General features: G+C 41.0%; 19 protein-coding genes and 1 tRNA gene. 8 read left to right on the plus strand and 12 right to left on the minus strand.

Translation table 11 applies throughout. The features are described from left to right. The first annotated feature begins 197 nt into the window (after positions 1 to 197). Both JW968_05215 and JW968_05220 read left to right on the plus strand, forming a co-directional pair. Entirely contained in the window at positions 198 to 1,838 is a 1,641-nt protein-coding gene (locus tag JW968_05215; protein MBN1386343.1) for a putative metal-binding motif-containing protein, read from the plus strand. Between the two features lie 10 nt (positions 1,839 to 1,848). Next, entirely contained in the window at positions 1,849 to 3,108 is a 1,260-nt protein-coding gene (locus tag JW968_05220; GenBank protein MBN1386344.1) for a hypothetical protein, read from the plus strand. Between the two features lie 36 nt (positions 3,109 to 3,144). Here JW968_05220 and JW968_05225 read toward each other — a convergent pair whose 3' ends face one another. After that, positions 3,145 to 3,351: a hypothetical protein gene (locus JW968_05225; protein MBN1386345.1), complete on the minus strand. Its 207-nt coding sequence runs from the start codon at positions 3,349 to 3,351 to the stop codon at positions 3,145 to 3,147. Positions 3,352 to 3,532: 181 nt separating this feature from the next. On the opposite strand from JW968_05225, the gene JW968_05230 reads away from it, so the two are divergent. After that, positions 3,533 to 3,632: transfer RNA gene (locus tag JW968_05230), tRNA-Phe, on the plus strand. Between the two features lie 71 nt (positions 3,633 to 3,703). Next, on the plus strand, positions 3,704 to 4,519 hold the full coding sequence (locus JW968_05235; GenBank protein MBN1386346.1) for a hypothetical protein: 816 nt from the start codon (positions 3,704 to 3,706) through the stop codon (positions 4,517 to 4,519). A gap of 50 nt (positions 4,520 to 4,569) precedes the next feature. On the opposite strand, the gene JW968_05240 is transcribed toward JW968_05235, so the two are convergent. The 4 genes from JW968_05240 to JW968_05255 form a co-directional block, all read right to left on the minus strand. Next, complete coding sequence (locus tag JW968_05240; protein MBN1386347.1) at positions 4,570 to 5,154, minus strand: hypothetical protein; 585 nt, start codon at positions 5,152 to 5,154, stop codon at positions 4,570 to 4,572. Between the two features lie 6 nt (positions 5,155 to 5,160). Continuing rightward, a complete protein-coding gene (locus tag JW968_05245) occupies positions 5,161 to 6,657 on the minus strand; it encodes a putative metal-binding motif-containing protein (GenBank protein MBN1386348.1) in 1,497 nt (498 codons plus the stop codon). 142 nt (positions 6,658 to 6,799) lie between these two features. Then, positions 6,800 to 7,240, minus strand: coding sequence for a hypothetical protein (locus tag JW968_05250; protein ID MBN1386349.1), 441 nt, complete (start codon positions 7,238 to 7,240; stop codon positions 6,800 to 6,802). Positions 7,241 to 7,330: 90 nt separating this feature from the next. Then, positions 7,331 to 7,678 carry a hypothetical protein gene (locus tag JW968_05255; protein ID MBN1386350.1) on the minus strand — a complete coding sequence of 116 codons (348 nt, stop codon included), beginning with the start codon at positions 7,676 to 7,678 and terminating at the stop codon, positions 7,331 to 7,333. Positions 7,679 to 7,784: 106 nt separating this feature from the next. On the opposite strand from JW968_05255, the gene JW968_05260 reads away from it, so the two are divergent. Next, positions 7,785 to 8,900, plus strand: coding sequence for a hypothetical protein (locus JW968_05260; GenBank protein ID MBN1386351.1), 1,116 nt, complete (start codon positions 7,785 to 7,787; stop codon positions 8,898 to 8,900). Between the two features lie 24 nt (positions 8,901 to 8,924). Here the strand turns inward: JW968_05260 and JW968_05265 are convergent, their stop codons facing one another. The 4 genes from JW968_05265 to JW968_05280 all read right to left on the minus strand — a co-directional run bounded on the left by JW968_05265 (position 8,925) and on the right by JW968_05280 (position 11,597). Beyond that, complete coding sequence (locus JW968_05265; protein ID MBN1386352.1) at positions 8,925 to 9,416, minus strand: hypothetical protein; 492 nt, start codon at positions 9,414 to 9,416, stop codon at positions 8,925 to 8,927. A gap of 663 nt (positions 9,417 to 10,079) precedes the next feature. After that, positions 10,080 to 10,586 (minus strand): hypothetical protein, encoded by a 507-nt coding sequence (locus tag JW968_05270; protein ID MBN1386353.1) that lies wholly within the window; start codon positions 10,584 to 10,586, stop codon positions 10,080 to 10,082. A 1-nt stretch (position 10,587) separates the two neighbouring features. Next, positions 10,588 to 10,929, minus strand: coding sequence for a hypothetical protein (locus JW968_05275; protein MBN1386354.1), 342 nt, complete (start codon positions 10,927 to 10,929; stop codon positions 10,588 to 10,590). Continuing rightward, entirely contained in the window at positions 10,926 to 11,597 is a 672-nt protein-coding gene (locus JW968_05280) for a DUF5131 family protein (GenBank protein MBN1386355.1), read from the minus strand. Before JW968_05280 ends, JW968_05275 begins: the two co-directional genes overlap by 4 nt. Positions 11,598 to 12,122: 525 nt before the next feature. Between JW968_05280 and JW968_05285 the strand changes: the two genes are divergently transcribed. Then, on the plus strand, positions 12,123 to 12,314 hold the full coding sequence (locus JW968_05285) for a type II toxin-antitoxin system CcdA family antitoxin (protein ID MBN1386356.1): 192 nt from the start codon (positions 12,123 to 12,125) through the stop codon (positions 12,312 to 12,314). Between the two features lie 21 nt (positions 12,315 to 12,335). Here the strand turns inward: JW968_05285 and JW968_05290 are convergent, their stop codons facing one another. Further along, on the minus strand, positions 12,336 to 12,734 hold the full coding sequence (locus tag JW968_05290) for a DNA-binding protein (protein ID MBN1386357.1): 399 nt from the start codon (positions 12,732 to 12,734) through the stop codon (positions 12,336 to 12,338). A 9-nt stretch (positions 12,735 to 12,743) separates the two neighbouring features. After that, positions 12,744 to 14,258 (minus strand): glycine--tRNA ligase, encoded by a 1,515-nt coding sequence (locus tag JW968_05295; protein MBN1386358.1) that lies wholly within the window; start codon positions 14,256 to 14,258, stop codon positions 12,744 to 12,746. A gap of 119 nt (positions 14,259 to 14,377) precedes the next feature. On the opposite strand from JW968_05295, the gene JW968_05300 reads away from it, so the two are divergent. Next, on the plus strand, positions 14,378 to 15,367 hold the full coding sequence (locus JW968_05300) for a hypothetical protein (GenBank protein MBN1386359.1): 990 nt from the start codon (positions 14,378 to 14,380) through the stop codon (positions 15,365 to 15,367). Position 15,368: 1 nt separating this feature from the next. Further along, a complete protein-coding gene (locus JW968_05305) occupies positions 15,369 to 17,684 on the plus strand; it encodes a DNA polymerase II (GenBank protein MBN1386360.1) in 2,316 nt (771 codons plus the stop codon). On the opposite strand, the gene JW968_05310 is transcribed toward JW968_05305, so the two are convergent. Then, a complete protein-coding gene (locus JW968_05310) occupies positions 17,681 to 18,160 on the minus strand; it encodes an Lrp/AsnC family transcriptional regulator (GenBank protein MBN1386361.1) in 480 nt (159 codons plus the stop codon). The two genes, JW968_05305 and JW968_05310, sit on opposite strands and share 4 nt — an antisense overlap. Positions 18,161 to 18,316 lie beyond the last annotated feature (156 nt).

The raw sequence follows: 18,316 nt of genomic DNA on the forward strand, positions 1-18,316 counted from the left end.
AGAACAAAATATATTTCAATATATATTTTCAATATTGTCAATAAACAAAAATCAGGTTGGACCAAATATCTGGCCCCTGAACCCAATCCAATGGTTATTGAACCCAATACAGCATTAAAATGATATCCTGAAGAGCTGGCTAAAAATATTTAAATACTAGTTAGTACTTCTTAGTGGATAAATAGGGGGGATTATTAATGAAAACAAGATATCTGCTCGCCAGTGCAATATTCAGTACAATACTAATGACTCTGATCCTTGCATTCTTTGCGCACACAGGAAGCGCATTCCTCAACAAGGACACTGCTGGAAGCCCAGAAAGCCTGCAGTACGAAAATCCGCAACTGATAACCAAAAGACCAATACTCAAACCAAGACAGATATGCATAGACAATGACTCAGATGGGTATGGGAATCCTGGTGATGATGTCTGCCCGAATGGAAACCAGACAGACTGCAATGATCTCAATGCAACAATCTATCCGGGAGCGCCTGAAGTGTGTGATCTTGTCGATCAGGACTGCGACGGAGATGCAGATGAAGGATTCGTATGCGACTGCTCTGAGACTGATGCAACACCAGGACCAGATTATGATAATATAGGAACAACCTCAGGCACAATCGGATGCATAGGCATCTACTGCGGACCATACTCATTCACGGACTGGTGCAATGGGGATTATGTGGCAGAGTTCTACTGCGATACAGAAGGAAGACTGCAGATGAGCACACAACTATGCGCAGACGGATGCACAAACGGAGCATGCGATGCTGCACCTTTCTGCACAGACTCTGACGGAGGAGATGTGCCAGAGACAGCAGGAACAGTGAACCACAATACCGGATCATACCCAGATGCATGCATCGATGCATTCAATGTACAAGAATACTATTGCGATGCATATCTTGATGTGGTCTCAACAAGCCACTACTGCGAGCTGGGATGCTGGAACGGAGCATGCGGCATCGATACAAACGGCGACGGATACTGTGATGTAAACTGCCCGCCAGGAAACGGGCTCCCGAGCGTGAGCTCATTCCATGTCGTGTTCCCATACCAGACAGGATACGGAGAAAGAAACAGCGACTATCCTGAATATGAATATGCCTACACAGGGAACATCCTGCACATCATGGTACAGGCATGGGACCAGACAGTCCCATATGTAGACGGCATGGATGCAGATGCGATACTGACATGCCCGAACCCTGTCGCAGACAGGGTGTTTGAAGTCAATCTTGCAAGGACATCAAATCCCATCTCGAGCGGGGCAGGATACAAGGCAAGATTCGAAGGCGACCTGGAAATAACAGAGAGGATGGACGGAGACTGCCTGTGGAGCATAAGGCTAATCAATCCTGCGATGAAAGTCTTCTGGCATGAGCCATGGACAAACCCATTATATGAGAATGTCGACGAGGTACTTGCGAACCAGCCGGTCACGATAACTGTGGGATCTGGCCTGAGCTGGGGCACACTCAAGGTCAACATGTACAACAATGCCCAGCAATGGCCTGTAATGACATCCATGGACTCGAATGATGACAAAGAAGGCCAGGGAGTGCTCATGGATGCCAAGCTCAGGGTGTCAAAGCTCGTCGGAAAAAACTACCCGGCCGACATAATATACCCGAACAAGATCAGGTACAAGACAGGAAGCAACCCTGCATTAATAAACCTGGACCAGGATGAGAACATCTGGAATGACGTCGGAGTGTTTGACACTGACGGAACAGGCTACAACGAACAGTTCTATTTCCAGCTCTACTATGATGCAAACCATATGGACTGGGAATACAATGGCGGTGTGTTAGCATTCTTGATCGAGATAGTGTAAGGTGAAAAAAATGAGCGACATAATAACATACCGGCCATCAGAATTAGAGAATATTGCAAAAAGATACAACCCAAGGACCATGATGGGAGACCTTGCAAAGACAGCAGCTGGGCTAGTTGTTCCAGTGACTGCACTCACTGCAGTTGCAGGTGCAGCAGTTGCACTTGAGAAGGCTCCGCCAACAACAAGGCGAGGGTTCCTGAGTGCTGCTGGGGGGATTTTTCTGATCGGCAATGCAGCAAGAGCTGAAGCAAGGGAGAACATCAATCCAGCAAGATATAATCTTGGACAAAGTGAGATGGGATGTTCAGTGGATCCCTTCCTCAAGGGCACATCAGACAGCGATCTTGTCAACAGGATACAATGGAAAGAGTGCGATCCATTTGCTGAGAATATAGATCTCATGGGATATGATGTGTTCAGGTCAGTGAATGGAGAAGCATGGGAGCAGATTGCATCAATGGAAAAAGGGACAACACTTGAGGACTACATAGGAGACCAGTACTCACATGATCCACACAGTTTTCCAGGAGACAGGACACTTGCAGAACAGGTAAGGTTTGTCCAGTATTGCGTAAGACCCGTAGGGATGACAGACAGAGGAATCAAAGAAGGAGCATGGTCAAACACGATAACTGTTATTCCTGAACCATTCAAGCCACTCCGTGCAGAAGCATTGGAGAAGAAGGCAAATGAAACACTTGAAGATGAGGAAATCTCATTGCTTGTGCAGCCAGTTGTGCTTTCCGGAGTAGCTGGAAATGGGTATTGCGACCTGACATGGACAGCTGATCCAGCAGCATTCGGATACAATGGGGAAGTCGATGAGAACCTGACAGGATTCCAATGGCTTTTCGGACATCCTGCTGATCCCTTCCCAATGATGGCTACTAATTATAGGCATGATGGGATACATGCAACAGTTCCTGCTGTAAATGGAAGACAATATGACTACAGAGTGCAATCTGAAGATATGTGGGGAATAAAAAGCCCATGGTCAAATATTGTCAGCTTATTCCCAAGGAACCAGAACGATGGGATAGACCTTGAAGTGTATAAGATAACAGGCGGAGTGGAGCTTGCATGGAATGAGAACGGCAGCAACCTCTATGACATCTATCAGGGAACATCACTGCCATTTGTGCCAGAGCCGATACCTTTCGGTGATATTGTGGCAACAAAGCAGGCAGGACAGACCATGATGTACAGGCCAGACCCATCAACACTGAATGCGCCATTGGTATACTTCAGGATAGAAGGAAAAAATTAATTCTTTTATTTTGTTCAACTTTTTCTTATATTTATCTCAAAGAAACCTTTTCCAGAAAACCTTTGTCTCCCTGTTCTCTGAATCGCTCACCCTGCCAACAACCAGACCGCCCTGGATCCTGACAAAGTCACCAACATTGAAACCAGATTCAACAAGCCTGGCCCTTGACTTATACTCACCGCGCCTCAGATGAGCCACACCACCCTCAATTTTTACAATCTCCCACGGCACCCAAAGTGTCATGAGACAAATATTCTACATAAACTATATATATTTTAAGCATATAGGATATATACTCAGATAATGATAATTTTGCCTGGTCTGCCCGGAATCTCGCTTCACCAGACCCAACTGGCTTCAGAACCGGACAGACCTGATTTTACCATAAAGTATATAAATGAAGGTAATGAGCTTTTGAATTCAAGGGACGGTAGCTCAACCTGGGAGAGCACCACGCTGAAGAAGCCTGATTCCATCAGGTCTCTGATACGTGGGTGTCGGGGGTTCAAATCCCTCCCGTCCCATACTTAATCCTTCAATCCACGAAGGAAATAATGTCTTTTCTGCATTTCAACAGCAAAAACATGCGCATGATTTGGCCATAAAGTTTTCAAGATATGACGAATTCATTGAATGGCTCAAAACAAAGTATTATCCTCACACAATAACCCAGACCGGCGCCTATTTCAAGAAACACCTGTCCCAAAGGTCTTTCAGGAGCCCACAGGAGCTAAACAGATACATCCTGAGCAAGAAACGAGGCATAAAGAATCTCATTGTAGCAGCCAGGGTATACCTCAATTTCTGCGAGTATCATGAGTATATGACTGAAGAGGCCATCAATTATTACAGGAAATACCTTAAGATACCAAGAGGCCATAAAGACATATACGTGCCCAGCAATGATGAGATAATAAAGAATTTTGAGATAATCAAGAGCCACAAGTCACTTAGGATGGTCTACATTGTGCTGGCCTGCTCTGGAATAAGGTATGTCGAAGCCCTGGACTTCCTCGGCAACTACGACCCCAAGCGCTTCAGGGTGCATTCCAATTATGTGTCTTACAGTGTAGGGCTCCTGCGCAATACCAAGAATATCAACAATATCTACTTACCCAAATTTGTTTATGAAATTTTGCATCCTGTCACCAATACTTACCAGTCCTTAGCTGTAAAAGTCAAAGAAAAAGGCGCCAGTGTCACATTCAAATACCTAAGAAAATGGAATTACAACTTTCTGCTCTATAACCAGGTGCCTGAGTCAGTAGCAGACTGGATTCAGGGGAGGTCAGGAAAGTCAGTCTCTGCCAACCACTATCTAGCAAAAGGCCAGCAGGCTGACTACTGGTATGAGAAGGTTGCGGATAAGTTCCATGAATTGTTTAAGACTGTTCAGAACCGAGAAGGTTGACTAACTGGTATAGATTCTGGACGAGGTAGGCTGTGTCATCAGAGATTTTATCATTTCCAATATTCTTTTGCTGAAATAATAGAATATTCCTTATTCTTCTTCTGGTTTTTATTTCTTATTGACAATCCTCTATTGATTTCCTTGTAAACCATAATAATATGGTATATGAGAAATGCTAACAAAACTATCGCTGATATCCATTTATAGGGTTTTGCAACAATTAGGTATATAAAAAAACCCAATATAATCCAATTAATAACACCAAAATTCTTTATTTGGTATACAACCAAAGCTAGCCATTTTTTATGGTCATACAATGTCATTCGCATGCCAAAATCAAAGAACCATTCAAGCTGACCAAGAGTCTCCCAAGTAATCCAAAAAACAGGAACATTATTTGCATTATAAATATCCGTCTTTTTCTGTTTTTGCTTACGATATTTTTTACTAGCTAGTTTACCTGCAAATTCAATGTAAATATCATATCGCTCTAAATAAAAATCCGGCTTGAATTGGTGAGGACCTGGATATTTGGAGGTGCCTTTTAAGTCAACAAGTTGTACTTTATTATTATACTTATACCCATTATCAATTAGATAATCTTCTATTACCATTTCAGGCTCATTCTCAACCATTTTGCCTCACTTTTGTAACTTTTTTCTAAAATAAATAAGCATTATCAATATCGTCAGCCCAAGCATTGGGACATAAAATATTGGCTTAATTGTGATAACATTGTCCTCTGTTCCTGCGACTGCTCCAGTTATTTCATTATTTTCTTTCTCAACAAGATTATTACTCTCATTAGAATTGTTATTATTGATTTGTAGGTTAGTTTCTTGAGTATTATTAGTATGATTAATAATTACTTCATTAGGTTTCTGGTCTGGGTAAACCACTTCCATTTCAAATATTATAGTATTATTTCCACTTTCTTTTTCAGGTTCTTCCATCTCTTCATTATCATTTTCATTGGATTCCCCTTCTTTCATGAAATCTTCATCAATCTGTCCATCACAATCATTGTCAAGATTATCGTTAATTTCAGTCTCGGGAAAAGTAGCATCACAGTTTATCCATACACCATAATAACAAGATTCTTCTCCAAATGTGCATATACCCTTGTTGGTATCTCCACATTCTCTGGTTAAATCCTCATCAATTAACTGATTGCAGTTGTCATTCGCATTGTTGCAGATTTCAGTGGCACCCGGGTGGATTGATGCATCACTATCATCGCAGTCCTCAAATAAATTATAACCATCATTATCCTTATCCTCACACAAATCACCAATGCCATTATCATTATTATCTTCTTGGTTGAGGTTAGTCAAGTCAGGACAGTTATCACAGGCATCACCAAAAGAATCATCATCACTATTTTCTTGTCCTGGATTGGCTATGTCTAAGCAATTATCTTGAGAATCCAATACTGAATCAGAGTCCCCATCACCCTCAATATCCACAAAATACGGCCCATTATAGCTTTGGAAAGTACCAGTATTAGTAGCTTCATTCATATTATTATCAATAGAGCTAACACGATAGAAGTATTTTGTATTATGTTTTTGATTATACAATCTAATCTTATGTTGCTCAACAAGTGATTGATATTGTATTGTTCCTAATTCATAACTTTCTGTTTCACCATACTCAATCTTGCTGGTTGCAGGCTCATTCGTGGTCCAGACAAAATCTAGTTCTCCATATTGTTTGTTTGTGGCCTTTGCATTCGATATTAAGGGAATAGATTTATCAGATACAATAAAATATAGGGATTTATCAGCATCCCCACAACTTGCTTCTAAATAATAAGCCCCGATATTAAGATTATTATCATAATAGAACTCATATTCTCCATCAATATTAGATGTTGTTTCTAAATCAATTGGCTCAAGAGTATTATCAGACAAAGAGTTAATCCTCAACCCCACATCCTGCATGGAAGCTTCTACCCCATTTATCCGCACCATACCTTCGATATGTACCTGCTCATCCTCAGCATATTCAAATTGATTAGTATCAACAGACAAGGAAAATAAGCCATCAGCAAAGCTCTGTGGACTTGATAGAAAAACTATAAAGACTATGAGGAATATATGCTTTAGTCCATAGATTCTATATAACAACTTAACCAACCCCTTTTACTTGTATTGCAAGAGAATATTTAAATGTTGTCAAGAAAAAGGCCCAATTTAAGATTTAGAAGGCTCATAAAGGGCATTTGTCAATTACGACTGGTATAGGTTCTGGATGAGGTAGGAATTATCTAAATTATATTCATTTGTTTTTTCTCACCCTTTTTTTAGTTAATTTATCTGACCAGATATAAACCAGAAAAATGAATATAAACAATAGGAAGAAATAACCACTAAAATTTCCTAAATTCAACCTCAAGTTATACAAGAAAAGGCTACCAGATTCCCCAGTCTGATTATATCCAGGATTATACATCTGATAATCATAAACTGGAAAATAAGTAATACCAACAAAAATAAAATATATAATAATAGCAGGAACAAGCAAATGTCTCATTAGTAATACTTTCTTGTCTTTTTGTTGTTTGCAGTATCTCACCCATTTATAGGTAAGAAATCCGAATACTGCATATAGAAACAGTTGCATAAAAATATCATTTGCCCAGATTAACATTAAAGTTCCGATAGCAATTACAAATATTATTAATAATCCTGAAAAGTAATCCTTAATATTATTATTCATCAGTATCTCCTCTTTTTTACTTTAATAGGTAAACATATTTTTTCATTTTTCATCCAATCCACCACACTCCTCAGAAGCTTCAGGCGTTAATCAAAAGATTGAGCCAACTGAAACTCCAAAAAGCAATAGTATAACAAAAATAGCAATTACAAACAATGGAAATACTATAAACATACCAATCGCGATATTTATCCCGAGTGATATAGGATTTGCAATGTTAACATGATATATCTCTCTTTCTTGAGACTCATCAATTTGGTAAGCAGGATAATCTTTAACTTCTTCTGGCTTATCATGAGCTTCTACTTTTTCTATATGTTGTGGATGAGTTCGATGGTGTGTGGGTTCATGATGATGCGCTTCGTGGTGATAAGGTTGTGGCCTTGGTGGATGCTCTGAATGGTCTATATGTGAATCTAGAAATTCATTCGTTTTCATTTTGTTAACCCCATCAAAGTTAAATATTAAGGGCTATATTGATATTTAAATGTTATCACTGAATAAGAAAATAACCTTTATAAATACTACTTCATATATTAGTAAAATGAAAAAGAGGATTATACTTGTCCCAATTCTGATTCTAGTACTATTTATTTGGGGTTGCAGTTCTACAACTAACAAATCAGAGACAGATTTAATCTTTGAAGAATGTGAACAAGATACCTCAAACAATCCATTGGTATCTTATGTAATTGATGAAGACTGTCTTATTGAAAAAGCAGATAGTATTGAACAATGCAAGGATTATGAAGGAAAGACTACTTACTCAGGAATGGCTAGTAGAGAATTTACACAAGAAGATGTTGAAAAATGTATTTTTACACTAGCTGTAACAAACCTTGATGCAAATATGTGTGAAGAGCTTATTTCAACTAAAAATGATTGTTTTATGCAAGTAGCTAAAGGTTCCTATAATCATAGTATATGTTTGAAAACAGAAAATGTGACTGCATGTTATCAGCAATATGACCTTTATCATACCAAATGCAAGAATGATACCTATAATTATATGGTAACAAACATTGCTTGTGGTTTCTCAAATCTTAAAATTACACAAGAAGATATGGAAATTGGTAATACAATATGTGATTTGTCTCTTATCCCAACACAATTGTATGATGAAGAGGAAAGGCCTGATGTATGTTTAGCAGCAATGGGTGTTTATTTTAAAGATACTTCTCTCTGTGATGACGCAGGAGAATTCAAAGGTGACTGCTATGTCGGTCTTGCAAGAATAGTGCCAGAATTTTCTTTGGCAGATTGTGATAATGCAGGAGTTAACTATGTGGGGTGCTATGTTGCAGTAGCAGTGAAGAATAAGGACCCATCAATATGTGCTAAACTTCCAGAAGGAAACAAAGAAAGTTGTATAAGCAGCATTTCATCCCAAACCACCTCATATTCATCATGTGTTGAAATTTTTGGAGATGAAAGTGAATCTTGTGCAGAATATTTTGCTCCAAGAATGAAACCAGAAGAATATACTATGGGTTTTTGTGAAAGTCTTATCAAAATAGGTCGTAGTGTGGGGGGACCACCACTAGACCAATGCTTTTATGAAGTTGCAACACGGACTCTAAATCTAGAAGCCTGTGATAAGATAAGAAACCTGGATAGTGTCAATGAATGTAAAACAGTTGTTAATCATGCATTGAATTGATAGTAAGACCAAATTGAGGTCAACTTACATAAATTCTGGTGAAAACAAGCGAACACAATCTTTATAGAATATATCAAAGTCATTAACAATCATTTCAAAACCAATATTATTGATAATTGAATAAGCATTTAACCAATCCTTACCTGATTTCAATTCTTCCTCATCATCTAAATGGGCAATTATTTTATTGCGAAACCTTTCCAATTTATTAAGGTATTTTGGAAACTTAGGAAAATGTATTGTAGAAGAGGAATTATACTTTCTTGCTAAATTATAAAAACTCACTATTTCTAAAATAATATACTCCCACAAGCGTTGTGAAGGAGATTGTCCAGTCTTAATCAATTCCATATTTTCTGGTACTTGTAATTGCTTAGCATTTTTATCAATGACTCGCATATAATCCAGTAAGGTAAGAACTCTAATATAAGCAAAATTAAGCCGGCCAAATTTTTTCGGAGTGCTAGTTTCAATACTTTTAACTAATCTTTTCAAGTTATCTTGTGTGTTATTCATTTTAATACCCTAAATTAATAATAATATCTTATACCAAAACAAAATAGGAGATAACCCCCACAACACCCAAATTCATAAGGTGGATGGCAAGATAATATATAAATATTACCATGGTTTTTTGATATTTGGGCAGTCGTCAGCGAGGTATACTATCCTGATGGTGTCAAAGAGGGCCATAAACTTTCTACTGGAATGCTACCAGGCTTAAAATAAAGCGATTGGAGAGGCTTTTGTCGACCTGAACAACAAAGCAAGGACGTCAGAAAAGACCTCCCAAATCAGCCCATTTTAGCCCTGGTGAGACATCAAAAATAAGGACAACAATGCCCTCAATACATACCTTTGATATCTCCAACATCCTCGTTGTCCCACGAGTCACTGTCTTCATAGTCTTGGGAGTCTTCCCAATCCAACTTTTCAATATTCTTTCTTCGCTTCTTCATATTGTTCACCTGTTTTCTTATTTTATCTCCAGTTACAAACTGGATAACTTAATGAAGAGCTAATAAACACTCTTCAAAACAATATTACTCCCATACAGACTTTATTATTAACCAACACAGGTATTGTATTATTGATTCACAAACTGGAGTATGAATTGACCAAGGGATATATGAACCAACATAGCAATACACTGTATTACATACTGACAGACTTACTGACTTACTTACCAGTATGTGAAGTCCGCTTGATTTCTTTCCATACATACGTCTTCCTATTCTTATTCAACACTTTAAACGTCCGGTCATTCAAATCATAGTTGCCTCCATTGTTTTTGATATAGTTAGCCAGGCCAACCATTGCTCCACGACTAAGGGCAAGCGGGTATTTGTCCCCCATTATCATATTTGAAGCATTGACATTGTATCTTACTGTCGCCAAAATTCCCATTGCATTTCTCTCTCCCACATTGCTTTTTGAGTGAAACTGATACTTTACTGCCTCAGGCCATTCTTCATGAAAGATAATGACCAATTCAACTTTCTCAGGCAAGGTATTGTATTCTCTTTCTCCAAAGACTTCATTCAACTCATCCACAATGCTCCCATAACTTCTACTCTTGTATTTCTCTGGAATTCTTATCTCTCCTCTTCGAAACATTTCTTCCGCTTCTTCACAGGCTCTAAAATCGTCAGAAGCTTCAACCTGTGTCTCTTCCCAAAAATCCATTTTAGCTCACCTCCACATATTTCCTCAATAAGGTATTCTCTCCTGCATCTTTCCTTTTCAATTTTCGAAGTTTAACACATCTCTGTTTGTCTCCGTTATACTCATATGTCTGACCTCTGAGAAATTCATCGACCCCGACAGTGTAAATCAGGGTCTTATTCTCGTCTTTATAGGTTATTTCGATGTTATCCACTTTCAATTGCTTAAGGTCCAGCAAAACGTCCTCAGATATATTCACTGACATGAACATCCTGAAGACATTTTTAGGACTTCTCGTTGTGTAGTACGTTTTGCCTTTCACCTCTCCAACTATCTTGCCTTCTTTTCTTATTGGTATGCTCATACTGTCACCTCTGCCTTCGGAAATTCTTTTATCCTTTCCGGATAATTGTAATTGTCCTTGACCCATACAGGAATTCCTTTCTCTCTCGCTTGTGCTATCAACTTATCAGCCCATTCTCGAGGAGGCCTCTCAGCACCTCGATTAGAATTCGCTCCGATAATAATCCACTGAAGGCCAGACAAGTCAACATTGACCTCTTCAAGCAACGGCTCAAAAGAGACAAACTTCACACTGGCCTCTGCTTCCTTCAATGGCGCCAGCACAAAATTAGCTCTTCCCTGCGTATCAATACTAGTTCCAATCCAGACATTAACCGGAAAATCATAGTCTTTATAGCCTTGAGGGTACTTTGACAATATCTGAAATGTATGCTGACTGCACTCCCTAATCTTTGCCAGTATTGCTTCAGTCCACTTTGGGTCGTTGTCCTTGCAGTTCCAATCATACATGCTATCAATGAAAATCTTCTTCGGCTTCTGCGTGGGCTTCAACTTATCTAGTCTTTCCAAATGTGCATGAGGCACAAACTTATAACACAATTGACACCATGGCCTTCTTCTCATAGCCATTCTTCTTGCATAACAGTACGTACATCCATGTGTGCAGCCTACAACAGGATTGATTGTAGCGTCTGTCCAATCTATCTTATCACTATTCTGATTATTCATTATATCTACCTCTTATTTTTCAATTTCGTATAGCTAAAGCTACATCGTTTTTCAAATCAAAAGAAAATATTTAAAACTAAATCAAACCATCTTCTCTTTTTCACTTCATTCTAACCACTTCCCATTATAGCTATCATAGTGATAGTTAATTTGAATAATTAAAATTCCAGCCACTAAAGGCTAGAATCTTAATGAGAATAATTTAGAATTCACTCTTATCTTTCTCATCACTGTCATCGCTATAAAAGTCGTCAATTGATTATTCTTTATATTATATTAATACAACTTTAAATATATAAAGTTTTCGCTTTTCGTCCCTGTTTTGTAGTTACATGTAGTAAAAATGACGCAAAATTTGGCCAAAATTGAAAAATTACTAAAAAATTTCCGGACGCACTAAGTGTATATAATATCAATATCTCTTTAGACTATTCCCGAGTCAGGCCACTAGCAAAAGGCGGCCAGTGTTGGCTTCCATGCCGGTACTACAAAGTATTAAATAAAATCTATGCGCATGATATTTACATGATTTCGAAGAAGCCAGTCAACTTGAGCCTTGATTTTGAATTAATCCAGAATTTGAAAAAGAAGCGCATAAACCTGTCCAAATACGTAGAAAAGCTCATTTTAAAGGATTTAGCCGCTATTCCTATGCTAAAAAACCGGTACGTGGGTGTCGGGGGTTCAAATCCCTCCCGTCCCATAATAAATTCCTAGAAACCGCAAAAAGAAAAAAAATCAATATTCTATGTCTTCCTCATCCACATCAGAATCATCTGAAGATCCTGAATCCTCATCTTTGGGAGCTGCAGAAGGTGCAGGCCCTGCTGATTCCGGAGCAGAAGATGACTTCCCGACAACCTCGAGCTTTCCCATCCTGCCAGTGCCAAGCTGGAGCTCACCCTGCCACTCAGTCACATAGCCATTAGTTATATGGACCTGATCACCTATATTGACCTGATCGACCTGCTCATTCCAAAGAGTCAGCTTGATCCTGCCAGTCTGATCCTCAGCCATGGCATTGCAGACCTGGCCGGTCTTGCCGAACTTCTCGAACTGCCTCGGGCCATCCTTGGAAACGACATTAACAGTGATATCAACATTCCCTTGTTTCGCTTTCAATTCAGATATTGCCATTATAATACCTCACTCAAATTTTTCTCCGGCAAGAAAACAACTGATCCTGCCTTTAAGATCATCAATCCTCATCCTCAGCTGCCTGGTCGAATCCCTGTCCCTCACAGTGACTGTGCTGTCCTGCAATGTGTCAAAATCTATTGTCACACAAAAAGGGATCCCGAGCTCATCAGCACGGGCATAACGCCTTCCGATGCTACCTGACCTGTCATAGAAGCAAGTGAAATCCTTCCTGAGAGACTCGAATACCTCCCTTGCCTTATCATTCACCTTGTTGACGAGAGGGAACACAGCAACCTTTGTCGGAGCAATCCTCGGATCCAGCCTGAGCACAATATTGCCCCGCTCCTTGTCGTCATCATAAGCATCGACCAGCACTGCAAGGAAAACCCTCTCCATGCCAAAGGTAGGCTCAATCACCCTGGGGATGATGTGCTCCTTCTTGTCCTCGTCAAACACAGCAAGCTTCTCCTTGGACTCCTTGATATGCTGATTCAGATCATACTGGCCCCTGTTCGCATTGCCTGCTATCTCTTTAGAGCTGAAAGGATAATTGTAATCGATATCAAAGGTCGCTGAGCTGTAATGAGAAAGCTCCTTCTTGGTGTGCTCCCGGATCTTGAGATCCTCCTTCTTCAGGCCGATATCATAGAACCACATCATCTGCTCAGCGAGCCAATAAGCATGCCATCCATCCAGGCGCTTGTCCTCGACCATCTTGCCGATTGTGGTCTCCTTGAGCTTAGCATCATCCTCATCCTGGGATTCCTTATCCAAAAGCATGACTTTGAGGTCAAGATGAGCCTTTGTCAGGAGATCGCACTTCTTATCATCCGGATGAATGAAGAACTCAAACTCTGCAATCGTGAACTCGCGGCTACGGAACATGAAATCCCTGGGCGAGATCTCATTCCTGAAACACTTGCCGACCTGGGCAATGCCGAAAGGAAGCTTCTGGCGCGTTGTCTCTGCAATGAGCCTAAAGTCAGTGAACATGCCCTGGGCAGTCTCACCCCTCAGATAAACCTCGCTTGCAGAACCCTCTTCTGCGCCGACAAAAGTCCTGAAAAGAAGATTGAAATCCCTGACTTCCTTGAAAGCACCTCTGCATTTAGGGCAGACAAGGCCATTGTCCTGTATAATCATGTTGATATCAGATGCCTTGACACCCTCAACATTCCTGCCGGTCGCATCCCCGATGAAATGATCAGCCCTGAGCTTATTATTGCACTTGGAGCATGAGAGGACCATGTCACCGAAGCTGTCAAGATGACCAGAAGCCTTCCATACCCTCGGGTTCGAGATGATGCTGGCATCCATGCCGACCATGTTCTCCTTATCATGGACAAAATGCTTCCACCAATGCTGCTTTATGTTGTTGAAAAGCTCGACACCATAAGGCCCAAAATCAAAAAAACCAGAGATGCCGCCATAAATCTCAGAACTAGGAAAAACAAAGCCTTTCTTCTTGCAAAAAGAGGCTATCTCATCAATATCCAGCTCATTCTGCGGCCTTTTATCCATTTTCAGCCTAAAAATGCCGTCTGATATATAAGATTTTTGCCTCAAAATCAATCCAATCATATAAAAGAAGGCCAATAATTCATATAAACAATAACATAACAGACCGGTCTGGTGGTTAGATGGGATTAGGCAGGTGGGTCAAAAGGATATCATTAACAGCGATGATGATCACATTAGGTGCTGTTGCATTCAATAAATATTGGACAGATAAACCAGAGAAACTTGAGCCATGCATCGCATATGTCGGTCCAGTCAGCCAGGGGCATCCTATTGATGCGGCTGTGTTCGAGGGGATAAGAGAGGCTGAAAGAGAATTCGGAGAAGCTGAGGTGATCCCTACAGAAACAGGAAAGCCACTGCAAAGCGTGATTGAAGATAAGGATGTTGACTTCATCATATCACCAGCAAACCCGAACAGGCTCAGGATACCTGACAATGTATGGGTGTTCAGCTTCACAGACTCGGAGAGGATGAGAGGAACACCAAAGAACTGGATATCCTTGTACCAGAATAGGGAAGACCTTTATGATGCAATCGCGCAATACTGCAAGAGCCAAGGGCTTGATGTGATGCTAGAGCAGGAATCATTATCTTCACCATTGATATTCATGGATATATTCAAAGGAAGGGGAGTAGACCACCTTTGGATAGAGATGGACAGCTATTTCACAAAGAGATATCTGGGAAACAGAGCAGCAGTATTCCATGATGAATACCATATGAAAAAATACAAGGCTCTTCTTGATGATGCAGGAGTTGAAGCGATCATATTAGAGAATTCAGAGTCCATTGTCATACCCCCAGAAGGATGCAAAGTGATTTACAAAGTGAACAGGTTCGGTCCGAGATTCAGTGCAGTAGCAAAGCAACGCTTCGGGTGGGGAGCCCCATATGGTTATGATGCAACAAAACTCATCTTGGAAGGGATAAGGGAATCACAAGGGGATCCTGCCAGGTTCAAGGAATTCATCTATGGCAGGACACATGAAGGCGCAACAGGAAGGTTCAGGTTCGACAGGCAGGGAGGAGCAAGAAGGGACATTGAACTGCGCGAACTTGACGGAACATCAACAAGAGAATATAAATATGAGTATCTGGAAAGTGAATAGCATGAAAGGATTCATAGTCTATCCGACATACAAGGTCGAGGGGGACAAGGCATATGTCTACCTGTTCGGCAGGCTTGAAGACGGGAGATCATTCCTGACAATAAACAGCTTCAAGCCATATTTCTTCATAAAGAAAAGCGACCTGGAGAAAGCGAAGAAGATCGCTGACAAGGAAAATCTCAGATGCGAATTCGAAGAAACAGGATTCAAGGATTTCGATGAGAATGAGGTTGCCAAGACAATATGCGACATACCGAAGAATGTGCCGAGGATAAGAAAAGAATTCTCTGACTACAACATAGCGAGCTATGAAGCAGACATCAGGTTCCCTTACAGGTTCATGATAGACAACGGGATAAAAGGATGCATCGAGATCAGCGGAAAGCCGAGAAAGCCGAAGGATGAATATGCCGATGCTGTCTTTGAAGAGCCAGAGCTAAGAGGGACAGAATACGAGCCAGAGCTGAAGACATTGTCATTCGATATCGAGACTGACCCGAAAGGGAATGACATCTACTGCATATCATTGTACTCTGATGATTACAAGAAAAGCCTCATAATCAAGAAGGGGGAAGTAGAGGGGGCAGAGAGCTGCGAGAATGAGAAAAGACTCCTGGAAAGATTCTCTGAAGAGATAAGGAAATGCGACCCTGACATAATCACAGGATGGAATGTCATAGACTTCGACCTGAAAGTCCTGAAAGAAAAATTCTCGATGCACAAGATACCCTTCTCCCTTGGCAGGATAAACTGGGAATGCAAACTGAGGATAGAAAGCGAATTCTACCTCGACAGCAAAGCGGACTTCCCCGGGAGGATGGTGCTTGACGGGATACAGATCCTCAAGACAAGCTTCATCAGGCTGAAAGACTACAAGCTCGAGACAGCAGCACAGGAATTCCTCGGAGAAGGCAAGGTCGATATCGACATAACAAACAAAGGGGACGAGATAACAAGGATGTACAAGGAGGACCCTGCAAGGCTCATAGAATACAACCTGAAGGACTCAAAGCTTGTCTATGACATACTCGAAAAACAGAGACTCATCGGCCTAACGGTAAAGAGGAGCATGCTCACCGGCATGCAGCTGGACAGGGTGCGCGGCTCAATCGCTGCACTGGACTCGCTCTATCTCAGGGAAGCACGCAGAAGGGGCTATGTGTGCCCATCAATCCTCAATGCAGAGAAAGAAAAGCCAGGAAAAGGTGGATTTGTGATGGAGCCAAAGTTCGGGGTATATGACTACATCATAGTCCTAGACTTCAAGAGCCTTTACCCAAGCATCATAAGGACATTCAATATCGACCCGCAATCACATAACCCAAAAGGGACAATAAAAGCGCCGAATGGGGCAAGATTCCTGAATACAGAAGGCATACTGCCGATGATCATCGAGGGGCTCTGGAAGCAGAGGGACAAGGCAAAGAAAGAGAAGGATGCAAACGCCAGCTATGCCATCAAGATCACGATGAACTCATTCTACGGAAGCCTATCCAATCCAAACTGCAGGTTCTTCAACATCAAGATATCAAACGCGATAACCTATTTCGGGCAGCATATCATTAAACTGACAGCCAAGAGGCTTAAAGAGAAGGGCTATGATGTGATATACGGCGATACTGATTCTGTATTCGTCAATGTGAAAGTGGAAAACACAGGAGATGCAGAGAAGAAAGGCAGGGAGATAGAAAAAGAGATGAACAGGTTCTTCGAGAGATATGTCAAGGAGGACTACGACAACAGGAAGAGCCATCTGGAGCTTGAGTTCGAGAAGACATACAAGGTTTTCCTGATGCCGAAGCTGCGAGGCTATGAACAGGGGGCCAAGAAAAGATATGCCGGACTGCTCGTCAAGGACGGCAAAGAAGAGGTCAACATAGTCGGACTGGAATTTGTCAGGAGAGACTGGACAGGCCTGGCACGCAGGTTCCAGTATGAATTGCTTGACCTGATATTCCACAAGAGGGGATTCGATGGGTACATACAAAAGCTCGTCGAGGACCTGAAATCAGGGAAACTTGACAGCCAACTGGTGTACAGCAAAGCCCTGTCAAAGAGCCCTGATGAATATGTCAAGACAACACCACCACATGTCAAGGCGGCCCGCAAGAAGAAAAAGCTGACAAGCAACATAATACAGTATGTGATGACAACAGACGGGCCAGAGCCTATCGAGGACATAAGGCACAAGATAGACTATGACCACTATATCGAAAAACAGCTGAAGCCAATAGCAGACGCGATACTCACATTCTACAACAAAAAATTCGAGGATGTCTTCGCGAACCAGAAGCAGAAGACCCTCTCCGGATATTAGCTGACAAGCTCAGGATAAGACATGAAGCACTCTGTCTTGAGATCCTCGATGACATGGAAGACCTGCCTGGACTTGATGGTGAACTTGTCATCGAGCCTTTCGAGGAAGCTCTCAAGCTCCTTTATGTTCCTGAATATGACATCGATGAGGAAATCATACCCATTATTTATCTTATAGACTGAATTGATGTTGTCCATGCCGACAACCATATCCCTGAAAGCATCCTTCTGCCTCTTGCCGACCTTGATCACGACATTAGCCCTTGTGTTGAAGCCCAGCATCTGATAATCAAGGAGACAGGTGTGCTTCTTTATCAGGCAGTTCTCGTTCGCCTTCAGGCGGTCATATATCGTTGATATCGGGATCCTCGTCTTCTTAGAAAGGCTTGTCAGGGTCTCCCTGGCATTCTGGCGCAGATGCGCAAGAATCAACAGATCCTTCTGCAAAATCCTCTTATCCGGAGCGATTATCTCCATATCCATCACCTCTTTTTTCAGATATTTTGTATATATTCTTTGCAACAAAAAAAAATCAGCAACAAAGCCGAATAGTGTATATAATGTTCGGAAAATATATATACTTTTTTCTAATATTATATATACAAGTATCAATTTATATACAAAATTAGGTTT

It is taken from the genome of Candidatus Woesearchaeota archaeon, assembly GCA_016928155.1.
In the GTDB taxonomy this organism is placed as follows: domain Archaea; phylum Nanobdellota; class Nanobdellia; order Woesearchaeales; family JAFGLG01; genus JAFGLG01.